The sequence below is a fragment of the Vibrio sp. 10N.261.51.A4 genome, from assembly GCF_041471945.1.
GTDB lineage: Bacteria > Pseudomonadota > Gammaproteobacteria > Enterobacterales > Vibrionaceae > Vibrio > Vibrio crassostreae_C.
On sequence record NZ_JBFRPJ010000099.1, the window covers coordinates 15027 to 29794 of the forward strand.

The 14768-nt window shown below is 45.9% G+C and carries 12 protein-coding genes; 7 read left to right on the forward strand and 5 right to left on the reverse strand.

Annotated features, from left to right (window positions below):
* Nucleotides 1-285: 285 nt before the first annotated feature.
* Nucleotides 286-1434, forward strand: a complete 1149-nt coding sequence (locus tag AB4384_RS20485; protein ID WP_017061634.1) for an S-(hydroxymethyl)glutathione dehydrogenase/class III alcohol dehydrogenase — start codon at nucleotides 286-288, stop codon at nucleotides 1432-1434.
* 154 nt (nucleotides 1435-1588) lie between these two features.
* Nucleotides 1589-2428, forward strand: a complete 840-nt coding sequence (fghA, locus tag AB4384_RS20490) for an S-formylglutathione hydrolase (RefSeq protein ID WP_017061633.1) — start codon at nucleotides 1589-1591, stop codon at nucleotides 2426-2428.
* Nucleotides 2429-2505: 77 nt separating this feature from the next.
* On the opposite strand, the gene AB4384_RS20495 is transcribed toward fghA, so the two are convergent.
* Complete coding sequence (locus AB4384_RS20495; RefSeq protein ID WP_017061632.1) at nucleotides 2506-3588, reverse strand: pyridoxal phosphate-dependent aminotransferase; 1083 nt, start codon at nucleotides 3586-3588, stop codon at nucleotides 2506-2508.
* A 306-nt stretch (nucleotides 3589-3894) separates the two neighbouring features.
* Between AB4384_RS20495 and AB4384_RS20500 the strand changes: the two genes are divergently transcribed.
* Both AB4384_RS20500 and AB4384_RS20505 read left to right on the forward strand, forming a co-directional pair.
* Entirely contained in the window at nucleotides 3895-4296 is a 402-nt protein-coding gene (locus AB4384_RS20500) for a hypothetical protein (RefSeq protein ID WP_017061631.1), read from the forward strand.
* A gap of 224 nt (nucleotides 4297-4520) precedes the next feature.
* Nucleotides 4521-5258, forward strand: a complete 738-nt coding sequence (locus tag AB4384_RS20505) for an NUDIX domain-containing protein (protein ID WP_104216025.1) — start codon at nucleotides 4521-4523, stop codon at nucleotides 5256-5258.
* A gap of 126 nt (nucleotides 5259-5384) precedes the next feature.
* Here AB4384_RS20505 and AB4384_RS20510 read toward each other — a convergent pair whose 3' ends face one another.
* Nucleotides 5385-6905 carry an aldehyde dehydrogenase family protein gene (locus AB4384_RS20510; protein ID WP_372130041.1) on the reverse strand — a complete coding sequence of 507 codons (1521 nt, stop codon included), beginning with the start codon at nucleotides 6903-6905 and terminating at the stop codon, nucleotides 5385-5387.
* 320 nt (nucleotides 6906-7225) lie between these two features.
* Here AB4384_RS20510 and AB4384_RS20515 point away from each other — a divergent pair, with 320 nt between their 5' ends.
* Entirely contained in the window at nucleotides 7226-9016 is a 1791-nt protein-coding gene (locus tag AB4384_RS20515; RefSeq protein WP_372112656.1) for a sigma-54-dependent Fis family transcriptional regulator, read from the forward strand.
* Nucleotides 9017-9031: 15 nt separating this feature from the next.
* Here AB4384_RS20515 and AB4384_RS20520 read toward each other — a convergent pair whose 3' ends face one another.
* The gene (locus AB4384_RS20520) at nucleotides 9032-9883 is read right to left on the reverse strand and encodes a LysR family transcriptional regulator (protein ID WP_102398054.1); all 852 of its coding nucleotides are present in this window, start codon (nucleotides 9881-9883) and stop codon (nucleotides 9032-9034) included.
* A gap of 98 nt (nucleotides 9884-9981) precedes the next feature.
* Here AB4384_RS20520 and AB4384_RS20525 point away from each other — a divergent pair, with 98 nt between their 5' ends.
* Complete coding sequence (locus AB4384_RS20525) at nucleotides 9982-10629, forward strand: glutathione S-transferase family protein (RefSeq protein WP_017069761.1); 648 nt, start codon at nucleotides 9982-9984, stop codon at nucleotides 10627-10629.
* A 143-nt stretch (nucleotides 10630-10772) separates the two neighbouring features.
* Nucleotides 10773-12215 carry an N-acylglucosamine 2-epimerase gene (locus AB4384_RS20530; RefSeq protein ID WP_372130042.1) on the forward strand — a complete coding sequence of 481 codons (1443 nt, stop codon included), beginning with the start codon at nucleotides 10773-10775 and terminating at the stop codon, nucleotides 12213-12215.
* Between the two features lie 142 nt (nucleotides 12216-12357).
* Here the strand turns inward: AB4384_RS20530 and AB4384_RS20535 are convergent, their stop codons facing one another.
* Together AB4384_RS20535 and AB4384_RS20540 are read right to left on the reverse strand one after the other, a co-directional pair.
* On the reverse strand, nucleotides 12358-13803 hold the full coding sequence (locus AB4384_RS20535) for a sucrose-6-phosphate hydrolase (RefSeq protein ID WP_017069759.1): 1446 nt from the start codon (nucleotides 13801-13803) through the stop codon (nucleotides 12358-12360).
* A complete protein-coding gene (locus AB4384_RS20540) occupies nucleotides 13800-14759 on the reverse strand; it encodes an aminoimidazole riboside kinase (RefSeq protein ID WP_104216020.1) in 960 nt (319 codons plus the stop codon). Before AB4384_RS20540 ends, AB4384_RS20535 begins: the two co-directional genes overlap by 4 nt.
* Between the last annotated feature and the right edge of the window lie 9 nt (nucleotides 14760-14768).

Below are 14768 nucleotides of genomic sequence, written 5' to 3' on the forward strand. Positions count from 1 at the left end.
TTGTAGTTTTATTTCCAATTCATGTGATTTTCAGTAAGCAATTATTATGACGTACCTTAAAAATTCTTAAGTGTGACTTTCGGTTAACACGAGGAACCTAAATGCTCTATTATTACAAATACGTAATAATAATTTTCTATTTAAGGGGATTATCAAAACATGCACTCACACCTATACTAGCTCCAACAAAACGAGAGAGCGGAAACAATTAAGCTCAACTACACTTAACGGGTTGAATTTAATTGCACAGTTATCCGCTGTACTGACATATATAGGAAACATCCAATGACAATCGAAATTAAACCTGGTCAAACGCATATCAAATCAAAAGCAATGGTTGCATGGGCAGCTGGCGAGCCACTAAAAATGGAAGAAGTTGATGTACAACTTCCTAAAGCTGGTGAGGTTCTAGTTCGCATCGTTGCTACTGGTGTTTGTCACACTGACGCATTCACATTATCAGGTGACGATCCAGAAGGTATCTTCCCTTCAATTCTTGGTCACGAAGGTGGCGGTATCGTTGAGATGATCGGCGAAGGCGTTACAAGTGTTGAGATTGGCGACCACGTTATCCCACTTTACACAGCTGAATGTGGCGAATGTAAGTTCTGTAAATCTGGTAAAACTAACCTATGCCAAGCCGTTCGTGAAACGCAAGGTAAAGGCCTAATGCCAGACGGTACAAGCCGCTTCTCTATCAATGGCGAAACAATTTTCCATTACATGGGTTGCTCTACTTTCTCTGAGTACACTGTACTTCCAGAAATCTCTCTAGCGAAAGTAAGCAAAGAAGCACCACTTGAAGAAGTTTGTCTTCTAGGTTGTGGTGTAACAACAGGTATGGGCGCGGTACTTAACACAGCTAAAGTTGAAAAAGGCGACAACGTTGCTGTATTCGGCCTTGGCGGTATCGGTCTTTCTGCAATCATTGGTGCTCGCATGGCTGGTGCTAACCGCATCATCGGTGTTGACATCAACGAGAGCAAATTCGAGCTAGCGAAACAACTTGGCGCGACTGACTGCATCAACCCAATGAACTACGACAAGCCAATCCAAGACGTTATCGTTGAGATGACAGACGGTGGTGTTGAGTACTCTTTCGAATGTATTGGTAACGTAAACGTGATGCGTCAAGCGCTTGAATGTTGTCACAAAGGTTGGGGCGAATCTGTAATCATCGGTGTTGCAGGCGCAGGTCAAGAGATCTCAACTCGTCCATTCCAACTAGTAACAGGTCGTGTATGGCGTGGTTCTGCTTTCGGTGGTGTTAAAGGCCGCTCTGAGCTTCCAGAAATCGTAAACCGTTACATGGCGGGTGAGTTTGGTCTTCAAGAGTTCATCACTCATACAATGGGTCTGCAAGACGTAAACGAAGCATTCGACCTAATGCATAAAGGTGAATCTATCCGTACTGTTCTACACATGGATAAGTAACACATCTTGGCCTCGATTCTTTCGAGCATCGAGGCCACAGCTACAAATGAATAGCAACAAACTGTCTTCACCACCTCCTGCCCGGTGGGTGGTGAAACTTTATGTAATATAGACAAATTTACTCCCAAACCATCAACCTAACGGAGCACAATAGATGACAATCGAAAACATTAGCCAAGCAAAGGTTGCTGGTGGTTGGCACAAACAATACACCCACTTTTCTGCAACGCTTGACTGCAACATGCGTTTTGCGATTTTCTTGCCACCTAACGCGAGCAAAGAAAACCCAGTTCCTGTTTTGTATTGGTTGTCAGGCTTAACCTGTACCGATGAAAACTTCATGCAAAAAGCCGGCGCTTTCAAAGCCGCGGCTGAGCAAGGCATCGCGATTGTTGCACCAGACACTAGCCCACGTGGCGAAGGTGTTGCCGACGATGAAAATTACGATCTCGGCCAAGGTGCAGGCTTCTATGTGAATGCCACTCAAGCGCCATGGGACAGCCATTACCACATGTACGATTACGTGGTAACAGAGCTCCCTGCATTAATTGAGTCGTTCTTCCCTGTTACATCCGTAAAATCGATTTCTGGTCACAGCATGGGCGGACATGGTGCCCTAACGATTGGCATTAAAAACGAAGATAGCTACCGTTCTATCTCTGCATTCAGCCCAATCACCAACCCAATGCAATGCCCTTGGGGACAAAAAGCCTTCAACCAATACCTAGGCTTGGATATTGAAGAGTGGAAACACTACGATGCCTCTGAGCTTCTAAAAACCAAAGGCACTAAACTGCCAATGTTGGTCGACCAAGGTGAAGCCGATAACTTCCTGATTGAACAGCTTAAACCTGAGCAATTAGTCGAAGCCGCTAAGGTAACCAATGCCGATTTAGATCTACGTATGCAGCCTGGTTACGACCACAGCTACTACTTCATCTCTAGCTTTATTGATGAACACATTGAGTTCCACGCTGCTTACTTAAACAAGTAGCCAGATGAATTTAGCCCGCACTTTGTAAACGCAAGGTGCGGGCTTTTTTATGCCTACTGATTTTATAACGGTTGCTTTTATAACTGCTTAATACGCTGCTTTAACGCTTCTAAATCTATATCATTGCCAACAATTCGTAATCGAACATACTCTTCAGTCATCGCGTCGCACGTAATAGCAAAATCGACACCCGAACATGTCTTAATACCGATACTCTCAAATAGCTTTGAAAGGTGAGTTCCTCTCTTTTTCAACAACATAATGGGCGTCGATATTGACGTGCCAACCACCTCAATATTGTTCTCAGACAACAAGCCGATCATTTGCTGCTTAAAGTATTCAGTTTTGCTGCGGTTCATTTCTAAGAAGTGTTTTGCATTGGGTAAGGTCGCCGATGCGATTTTTATTGAGGGGTAAGTCGGCGTAAACACACTCACCGCAGCTTCGATTGCAGAAGTCAGGTTTTCACTGCTGGCTAAGTAACCGAGTCGAATCCCAGCGAGCCCTAAACCTTTAGAAAAGGTTCGTAAAACTATTAAGTTGTCCAAGACTAAGGTCTGATCGAGCATAGACTGCTCAGGGGTCAGGTATTCACCATATGCCTCGTCGACAATCAAAATAGCGCCAGAACGCTCACATACTCTCGCTATCTCGACCAGATAAGCTCTGTCGTAGATTCGACCCGTTGGGTTGTTGGGATTATCGATATACACCAAGGCAGGATTTTGACTGCTTATTTTTGATGCCAACACACCGAACAGATCCGACTCGTTTTGATAATCAAACATGTTGATGGACTGGTACTTCCCGCCCACCAAAGTGAACTCTGATACTGCTTCAACAAACTGAGGGCCAATGCCTATCATGGTGCGATTGTTGTGATCGATAAGTTTATTGAAGATAAGTTCTAGCGCCCCAAGAGAGCCCGTGGTGTACGTAATACGACAATCTTCAATCCCAATAAACTGGCGAGTCAGATAAGTCAGCTCCGAAAGCTCCCTGTGGCAATAGTACTTATCAATACCGTAGATAATATCTTTGATCACATGTTCAGGAATTTCTGGTGCGCCAAATGGATTGGAGCCAAGTGAACAATCGATACGAAATGAGTGATCGACATAAGAATGGTATTCGCCACTTAACCGTGGATTTAAATGCATAAGAAAACGCTCAAAAAATATTCATGCGCTATTCTTATCGTACTGAATTTTATCTATATAGGTCATTTCGCGACAGTTCTTCGCCTTGTTTCGAGAGACTGGTTAAAAACCAAGATTGGTTCAAATAACGAATTCTCTTAAGCCATAATCAAGAGTTAAGCACTCGTGTTTACATTTCGAGTTAACCGAACCGCTTTCTTTGCGCTAGATTAAGCTGAGATAAGATAGGGTAATAACAGAGCTTGCATCTTTACTCTCCCTAGTTACCATAGCCCCATTAACATCCCCCATATTTTGAAGGTTGCTATGAAAGCAATTAAGACTCTTTTCTTCCTGATGGTTTTATTGAGCGGTCTGTTTACCGCTTGGCTGTTTATTCCAATTCCAGCGACCATGGACAAGCAAACGCTCGACGTTCCATTAACGGAACCATTCAAGCTTGTTGCGTATCGCAGCAACCCGAATGATGCGAGCAAGCCGCTGACTTACCACTACTATGTGATTTCAGATGTGGTTGGTGTAGACGACATGGACCCATTCCTGATTACCACGGACCAGTTCGTGAAGCTTGGCGAATTCGACGAGAACACATTCAACCTTACGGTTAACGGCAAGATTGATAGCTACACCAACGATTTGTGGATCAAGAAATCTGATGGCAAGCTTCAACACTGGTACGTGAGTATTAACGCGAACTATATTCGTTAAAATCGAACTGCAATAAACCTCATTTTAAAACTGCGCTTTGGCTTCCAAGCGCAGTTTTTGTTTCTAGCAACACCCTCCACTTATCCCGACCCGTTCGACATAAACTGCATTGCCTACTTTTGATTCACTGCTGCCCTTGCTCTCAAGGTGTTATAAGCTCTTTAGATACGATAAGCTCAGACCATGCTCGACGCCCAATAAATCAAAATAATAAAGGATCACCCGTGGAATTTACGCTCGACAAATTTAACGGCATCATCATTGACCCAGCAACAGCCCCTCACGATGTTGACTCATTCAATGCCGAACTCAGCGAGATCACCGAATTTTCAAAGCAGAATAGCAAAGGCATTATTTGGATTAGCTTACCTATTTCACTCTCGCACCTTATTCCGGTGGCGACTGAGCTTGGCTTTGTGTTTCACAACTGCTTAGAAGACGAGATTACGCTGATCCACAAATCCGAGATTGTAGAGTTTGTGCCTTTCATTCCGACCCACACCTTGGGTGCTGGTGCGTTAATCACTAACGAACACAATCAAGTTCTGATGATCAAAGAGCACGGCATGACGGGTTACAAATTACCGGGCGGTCATATTGAGTTGGGTGAAGGCATTGAAGAATCGGTGGTTCGTGAAACCTTGGAAGAAACCGGTATCGAGGCAACGTTCGTTTCTGTGGTTGGCATGGCGACAAGACACCCGTATCAATTCGGTAAATCAAACCTCTACTTTATTTGTCACCTTATCGCTCAAACTCAAGAAATTGCGATTCAAGACACAGATGAAATTGCAGAAGCTAAATGGATTGATGTTGAAGAGTATATTAACAACCCCGACAGCTACCCGTTCAACCGCCAGTTAGTCGGCTCTTTGATAGGCAAACAAGGATTAGAACTTACCCAACTAGAAGGCAACTATGGCCCGAACCATAAGCCAGAGATCTTCTTTTCGAAAAACTAAAGCGATTCAAACATAAAAACGCCAAGCTCATAAGAACTTGGCGTTTTGCTTTTCATTTTACTTGTATTGTTTAAGCCATCTCGTTGCTAGTGACTTCCTAATAGACTGTTCTAGAACCTATCTATTTTAGAAAAATCCTAGTGGGTTAGTATCGTAGCTGATCAACAGGTTCTTAGTATTTTGGTAGTGATCGAGCATCATCTTATGTGTCTCACGGCCGATACCCGACTTCTTGTAACCACCAAACGCGGCATGAGCTGGGTAAGCGTGGTAGCAGTTCACCCAAATACGGCCGGCTTCAATGTTGCGACCCATTCGATACGCGAGGTTTGCATCACGCGTCCACACGCCTGCACCCAAGCCATATTCGGTATCATTGGCTATCTCGAGTGCTTCTGCTTCATCTTTAAACGTCGTCACCGCGATAACAGGACCGAAGATCTCCTCTTGGAATACTCGCATCTTGTTGTGCCCTTCCAACATTGTTGGCTGGATGTAATAACCATTACCGAGATCATCAGATTGCTGCGCAACTTCGCCACCTGTCAGCACTTTCGCACCCTCTTGACGACCGATTTCAAGGTAGCTCAGAATCTTATCGAACTGCTCTTTTGAAGCTTGTGCGCCAACCTGAGTATCAGTATCTAGCGGGTTACCTTGTTTAATAGTTTGAGCACGCTCGACCACCTTGGCGATGAACTTGTCGTACACCGATTCATGGATCAGCACACGTGATGGACAGGTACACACTTCACCTTGGTTGAAGAACGCCAGCAACATGCCTTCGACACACTTATCAAGGTATTCGTCTTCATGGTTAAAGATGTCTGGGAAATAGATATTTGGAGACTTACCGCCAAGCTCAACCGTTGATGGAATCAAGCTTTCAGCCGCACATTTCAAGATGTGGTGACCGACTTCTGTCGAACCGGTAAAGGCCAATTTCGCTAAACGATCGCTGGTTGCTAACGCTTGACCCGCTTCGTTACCAAAACCATTGACGATGTTGACTACGCCTGCAGGTAGAAGATCAGCGATCTTCTCCATCATCACTAAGATCGATGTCGGTGTTTGCTCCGCTGGCTTCATCACAACACAGCAACCCGCAGCCAGTGCTGGCGCCAATTTCCAAGCCGCCATTAAAATCGGGAAGTTCCAAGGAATGATCTGCCCCACCACACCGATGGGTTCTGGGAAGTGGTAGCTCGCGGTGTTTGAATCTAGCTCGGCTGCGCTGCCTTCTTGCGCCCGAATACAGCCTGCAAAGTAACGGAAGTGGTCAACAACTAACGGGATGTCTGCCGCTAGAGTTTCACGCACAGGCTTGCCGTTTTCCCATGTTTCAGCGACCGCGATTTCTTCAAGGTTCGCTTCAATGCGGTCGGCAATTTTAAGCAGGATGTTCGAACGTTCGGTCACACTAGTCGCAGCCCAACTTGCACGAGCTGCATGCGCGGCATCGAGTGCCAAGCTGATATCCGCCTCGGTTGAGCGTGCCACTTGGCAATACACCTGACCATTCACTGGGGAAGTGTTATCAAAATATTCGCCGCTGACAGGCTTCACCCACTCGCCACCGATAAAGTTATCGTATTGCGCTTTAAAGTTCACCACTGCGTTATCACTACCCGGCTGTGCGTAAATCATAGTTAGATCCTTCTTAGATTTGTTATTGAGCGAGAGCTGTCTTATTTTTGTGGCGGCTCCTCTTGAGAAAAGAACTCATGACAAGACGCCCATGTTTATACTTTCTGTTTAAAACACTGATACTTCGTGTTTTCTTCACAACAGTAACAACGCAAATCACACGCCAGAACTTCAAAACTTGTTGTTAATAAATTGTAAAACTATGATTACCAAACGTTTACAACCCAAAGTGAGTTGGCATTGAACGGACGTCTGGAAACCACACCAGTGTTCAACTGTTCCAAATTGGTACACCCTCACTGTTACGACATGGAACAGTCATGCACCTTCAACAAGCAAACACCTCAGATTGGCTTTCATCCTCTTGGCACCGCAGCACAGAAGCGGGTCTAAAACAAAGACGACTTCCCGAAGATATTCGCCTGCCACAATCGATTCTTAAACAGCGACGACATCAATCTTCTGACTTAATCAACATCGTCGAACGTAATGCTCTCCCTCTGTTTAATCAGATGTTTGCGCGCACTGACAGTCGTTTGATTTTGACGGACATTGAAGGGGTGATTCTGGCGAGTTGGGGACAGGAGCGGTTTAAGGAGAAACTGACGTCAATTGCACTCAGCTCTGGAGCGTGTTGGCAGGAACAACTTAAAGGCACCAACGCGATTGGCACCGCCATTGTGGAAGCGAAACCCGTATCCATCATTGGCGAACAACACTTCATCCACCAGCATCGATTTATCAGTTGTTCAGCAAGCCCTGTGTTTGATCATCAAGGGCAGATGGTTGGCGTATTGGACATTACCAGTGAGCAGCAACAACACGACAGTTCTGTCCAATTGCTGGTTCAAAATATGGTTCAGCTTGTTGAAAATCAGCTATTAAGTCATATCCCACAAGGCACCACTCGTATTGACCTCGCATGTGAGAAATCTTTACTACACAGTGGTTGGCAAGGGATAGTGATAGCCAATGAAGCAGGCGAGGTAGTCGCGCACAATCAAGTCGCCTCTCAATTGTTGGATCAAACCTCGATCGTCGGCGAATGCATAGATACCCTGTTCAACCGAACCTCATTAGACACGCCCTTTGTCTTTGAGAAACAGCATCTCAAACAACCAACCACCAAACGCACGCGCTCCATTTCAGCATCGTGCGATTTGCACCATGGTGAACAACAGATAGAACACGCTTGGCAACAGGCCAATAAGGTTATCGACAGAGGGATCAGCCTATTAATCCTAGGCGAAACAGGGGTTGGTAAAGGCGAGTTTGTTAAAGCGTTACACAAGCAAAGCCAACGTAAATCGTCACCGTTAGTTGCGGTGAACTGCGGTGCGCTGCCGAAAGATCTTATCGAATCTGAGCTGTTTGGCTACGCGCCGGGCGCGTTTACTGGCGCAAGCCACAAGGGTTTTCAAGGTAAGATCCGTCAAGCAGACAAGGGCATTCTATTTTTGGATGAAATCGCCGACATGCCGTTAGAGGCTCAGTGTCGCTTGCTGCATGTTCTGCAAGACAAATCCGTGGTGCCAGTTGGTTCTAATCAAAGCTATCAAGTCGATTGTCAGATCATCGCCGCGACGCATAAAAACTTAGAACAGTTGGTCGCTACGGGGGAATTTCGACAAGATCTCTTTTACCGCCTGAATGGCTTGGCCTTTACCTTGCCAAGCCTGCAACACCGACAAGACAAACACGCCTTAATCGAGCACATTCACGGTAAATACGCAGAAGACGAACAGACAATCTGCCCGCACTTAATGAGCTTACTGTGCGCCTATTCTTGGCCAGGCAATATTCGCGAGTTAGACAATTTACTTAAGGTCGCCGCTCTACTGGCGAGTGATGAACCACAGCTCACCTTAGAACATGTACCGAGCCATCTTGCTCAACATCTCACGTCATTAGCACACGATAATCAGCACCAGCTAATGACTTCTAATGCCATAAAAGGTACAGCGAGTAACGATTTAAGAAGCACCGTTGAAGAAACCTTGTTGCAAACTTATCAAGCCAACCAAGGCAACATAAGTAAGACTTCGAGAATACTCGGTATCAGCCGCAACACCATTTATCGAAAATTGAAAAGCTTGGGAATCCTCCAATAGGAAGATGAACCTAAGCTACTCAGAACCCAGCTCCACAAGTTGATTGAGCACTTCTTTATCCAATACCGGGTGATGCTTACTCGCTAGGATCAGCACAATATCGACCGAAGGCAACGGCGGCATATCATCAAGAATTTTCAAATCTGAAGTCACGCTTAGCTTACCCATCGCACCAATCGCTAATCCTGCTTTCACGATTGCACGCTGCGCTGAAGCGGTATTGCTACACGCCAATAACTGATAAGGCGTGCCCTGCTTGGTTAAGCCATTCACTGCCGCGGCGTGGTACTTACAATCGGTCTGAAACAAGGCTAATGGCACTGGTTTAGACTCATCGAACACATAATCAGGGCTGCTTATCCATACTCCGATATCATGAGTGAGCCAGTAACCCTCTTCACTATCGGGCGCTCGGGTGACAATCGCCGCATCAAGCCTGCCGTCATCCAACCACTCTCTCAGCGTAATGCTGGGCAGGCTGAATATTTGGATTGAACAGGTGGGTTCTGCTTTCTGCAACAGGCGAATCACTTTCGGCAGAATGGTGTCATTGTAGTCTTCAGGGCAGCCGAGTCGCAGAGGTTGTTTGTCTTCGTAACGCTTTACTTGCTTAAGTGCGGTATTGTGAAGGGCGACCAACTGTTCGGCATGAGATCGCAGCGCTAAGCCAGCTTCAGTCAGTATTAAATTACGTCCCTCTTTCTGGAAAAGAGTGACGTTGAGTTCTTCTTCCAACTTACGCATCTGAGCACTGAATGCCGATTGGGTGCGATTTATCTGTTTCGCTGCACGAGTGAAACTACTGGTTTCTACAAACGCGAGAAAGCCTCGCAAAGCATCAATATCCATATTGAAATCACCACCCATCGTTTTTGTTAATGTATTGCATCAAAATTATCCGTTAGTGCGCCGCAATACAATCCCCTAATCTCAAATGCATGCCCACCAAACGCAAGGAAGCAACGATGCAGCTTTATATTGGAAACCAGAACTACTCAACTTGGTCACTGCGCGCATGGCTAATATTCGACAACTACAACCTGAATGCAGAAGTCATCAAGCTCAAGCTGTTCACCTCTGATTTTTACGACACTCTGGCGAAAGTGACGCCAACGGCCAAGGTTCCAACCCTAGTTGATGGTAATGTTGCGGTGTGGGATTCATTGGCGATTCTCGAATACGTTAACGATGCCTATTTGGACGGTGCAGCGTGGCCTAGCTCAGTGAAAGAACGCGCCCATGCCCGAGCAATTTCCGCCGAGATGCACTCTGGGTTCTTTGCCGTCAGAAATGAAATGCCGATGAACTGCCGCGCACAACGAAAGCTCACACTGAGTGAAGACGCACTGAAAGACATCGCTCGTATTGATGCAATATGGTCTGCACAAATGGAACAATACCCAGAGGGATGGTTATTTGGTGAATGGTCGATTGCCGATGCGATGTTTGCACCCGTCGCATTGCGCGTAGAAACCTATGGAATACAACTTTCCGAAAAGGCATCGCAGTATCAACAACGTGTGCTTAACAGTCCATCAATACAAAAATGGCTGGCAGAGGCAAGCTTAGAAACCGATGTGGTTGAAGAAGATGAGGCGGGCAAGCCAGTATAAAATACAAGACACCCTTCCAAAGCTCACTAGTCTGTGAGCTTTTATCTAAACCTTATTAATTTGGTCGATTGTGATCGCCTAATCACAATGTGCAGATGTGATTGTTTATATTCAAAGAAATTCAAATAGTTAAGATAAACATCATGTTACGAGCAACGATCGCATTACTCAGTATTACTAGCTTCGCCGTATCTGCCAACGCCCATCTTCCTTCTGGAGAAGAGTGGCTCAACCATGCGACTGAAGGGCTTGCACCTTATTGGTTAATGCCTAGCGCTCAAGGAGAACCGGTAGGAAACTTCCCTACTTTCCGCTGTGATGACGGTACCTTGCTCGATGTTTCTGATGTGTGCCATGAACTAAACAAAGGCTGGATCACGCCACACTTTGGCAAAGAGTTTACGCGGATGAAGTCACGTCAAACTTATGCCTATGGCGTGCTCTACCACCTTAGTGGCGATAAGCAGGCTTTAGCGCTTGCCAAGCAAGGAGCCTACTACATCATTGATAAGCTAGAAGATAAGCAAAACGGCGGCTTTATCGGCTACACAAAAGAGGGAAAAGTAGGCCAAAATTGGCAGCAGCGTACTTCTCAAGATCAAGCGTATGCATTAGTTGGCCTTGCCATGTACTACTACCTGACTCAAGACAAAAAGGTAGAAGAAGCACTCATCGCACAACAAGCTTTTATCTTTGATAAATATCGACTTAGCGACAACAGCGGTCTTGCTTGGGTACTTGCGGATGGTGAAGATGGCAAAGCCACACAGCGTGAACTGGTCGCGCAACTTGATCAGATTAACGGTTACATGCTGTTAGTCGCTCCCCTGCTAAAAGAGCCCACCAAGACAAGATGGCTTGATGATCTAAGTTGGCTGACACAAACCATGGTCGAGCACTACCACTCTGAAGATGAACAACGCTTCTACGGGGCCATTCACAGCAAAGCCGCCAAGATGCCGAATGCTAATCACAACGATTTTGGGCACACCATCAAAGCGTATTGGATGACTTACCTTACAGGCCAAACATTGAATAACTCTGAATGGAAAGAGTTTGGCATCAAAGGGATGAAACACACTCTCGTTCATGCGCAATATCAGAAAAATTTCGTGAGTGTATCCCAATATTATGGCGAAGAACTTCAGAAAGCGTGGAAAGGACAAGAGATAACTGGCTGGCAAAGCAGACCAAACACAAATTGGGCTTCATCATGGGAATGGGCGGAGCTTGATCAAGCAGCCATGACGGTTTCGCTTGTCGATGATTCAATGAAAGACGTCCTGCAATACACCCTACCCACTTTTCATGATGTATGGGTCGACCATAAATACGGCGGTGTCGGGCTTGAGCCAAAACGCACCAAAGCTTTCCATTGGGGCAACGGTTATCACCAGTTTGAACATGCGCTGATTGGCTATCTATACGCACAGCAAGTTGACGCGAAGCCAGCAGTATTGCATTACGCAAGGCCGACCAACAGCGAGATGCCAATGGAACCGTATTACTATCAAGGCGATGTGGTGGAGCTATTGAATAAAGATGACGGAACGCAGAAGGTCAGTTTCAATAACATTCGACCTTAGCGTTGGTTGTTTGTTCTAAATGGACTTGAGATTCAGGGCTACGGGGAATGGACAAGGTCAAAGAGTTAGCACAATAGTGATGTCGCAGACCAAACAAAAGCCGCTGTTGATCAGCGGCTTTCTTGATGGAGATAAGCGGAGGTTAGTTGTCCAACCCTTTAATTGGGTTCATCGAGTGATAAACGGTGTTCACGTCACCAGTCATCGACAATGAACTCAAGTCATCAATGAAGAAACGGCTGGTCATTGTGTGCTTACCGCCATTGATAAAGATTTCGATCACTGACTTATCAACATAAACCTCGATGGTTTGCTTGGTGCTCAACCTCGGTGCTTTTCTCACTGAGCCAAACTCTTCCGCGTAGAGCTGAGACATCTTACTGCGATCAAGCATGAACTCCTTTTCTGTAGCACTGAACACGATGTTATCACCCGCAACGTTAGCAAGTGTAAACTCAAACTCGTCAGTATCAGTTTCGAGCTCAACCATGAAGCTGGTTGTATCCAATTCAAGAGCATTTTCAACCACCACAGCTTCACCCTGTAGCGCTTTCAATTCAGGTAAAGCAGACTGAACAAGATAGCCATCTTGGATTTGAAGTTCGCGTGGTAACGACAACATGCCCGCCCACTGATACTCATTAGATGGTGTATTAATCTCAGGCAGACCAATCCAAGCAATCAGAATACGGCGGCCTGTATCATCTAAATAAGTCTGTGGTGCATAGAAATCGAAGCCATAATCTGGTTGCGCAATATCTTGGTGGTTTTCCAGTTCTACCGAATCGAGATTTAGGCGGTCACCGACGATATAAGCCACCGAGTAGATATTTTTGAAATCGTATGGATTTTCGCTAGACACACCTTGTGGAGAAAACAGCATCACCGACTGATTCTCTATTTCAAAGAAATCTGGGCATTCCCACATATAGCCAAGGTTGTTGTAACGAGTTTGAATTGGACCTTTGTGCTGCCAATTCATCAGGTCTCGGCTGCAATATAGCGCCATAGAGCCAGTATTTTGAGGCGTTTGAGCACCCACAACCATCAGATAATCGCCGCCCTGTTTCCACACTTTTGGGTCTCGGAAATGTTCGGTGTAGTGATCGTTTTCGATAACCACGCCGTGCTTTTCTATTTTGCCGTCAGCAGACATCTTGGCAAAACATTGAGTTGGCACTCGCAACCAATTTCCATCGCGCTTGTTACCTGTAAAAAACAACAATGCATTGTCGTTTTCAACCAATGCACCACCAGAGTAAACACCGTGAGAGTCGTAATCTTGGTCTGGGTGCAAGCCAATGCCGTGGTCTTCGAAATGAACGAAGTCTTTGGTAGAAAGGTGGTACCAGTACTTCATACCATGGACGGGGCCAACTGGCGTCCATTGGTAAAACAGGTGGTGTTCACCATTAAAGAAACACAGACCATTCGGATCATTAAGCAGACCAAACTTAGGCGCAATATGGTAGCTTGGATAGCCAGAGTCTTGTTTGCGAAGCTCTACCATCGCATCAATACTCTCTAGAGAAATATCTTCTATACGGCGATATCTTTGCTCTACTGTCCAGTTCGAGTTCAAACTCATACACTCTCCTCTACGGCATTCGTATTTGAAGAGTCTTTTTGAATAAACTGAGTAAGAGCTTCTTGCGTTGGAAGTGCGGTCATTGCGCCTTTTTGCGTGGTCGCCAGTGCACCACACCCATTCGCCCACTGAATTGCAGAATCGACGACTTGTTGATTGTTCCACTCATCATCTTGAGAAAGCTTTGCAAGCAAACCGCCAACAAAAGCATCGCCTGCACCCGTGGTATCCACTGGCGTCACTGAGCGACCTGAAATCAACACACCTTGGTTTTCAAATACTCGCCAAACGCCTTTCGCGCCCTGCGTAACCAGAACAAGCGTGTTGTTAAGATCTGCAATGTTAGCCAAGCCTTGTTCCATCGAAGTTGAATCGGTTAAGAAGTCCAGTTCTTCTTCTGAGAATTTAACCACATCCGCCAACTCAACCGCTTTCATGACCACAGACTTAATTTCAGATGGGTTTTGCCACACTTCATCACGAAGGTTTGGATCGAAGCTGATGTAACCGCCCACGGCTTTCATGCGTCGGATGGCTTCGAAGGTGCTGCTTCGGCTTGGTTCATTAGCCAAAGAGATCGAGCAGACGTGTAGCCACTCGTTTTTCTTAAATTCGGGAATGTCTTCAACAGACATAAACTGGTCGGCACTTGGCTTAACCATAAACGTAAAGCTACGCTCGCCTTGGTCATCAAGAGCGACCACCACGGTTGACGTGCGTTGTTCAGGGTCCTTCACCAAGCGATCGGTATTCACACCTTCCTTTTGCAGAGTCACTTCCATAAAAGTGCCAAACGGATCGTTACCCACTCGGCCAAAAAATGCGCTTTTGCCTAAAAGGCGAGAAATCGCTACCGCGACATTAGCAGGCGCACCGCCCGGACATTTCAATAATGTCGCGTCAGTCTCCGGAATGAGGTCGACGACGGCGTCTCCAGTTACCCAAACTTGATTCATCTTTCTTAC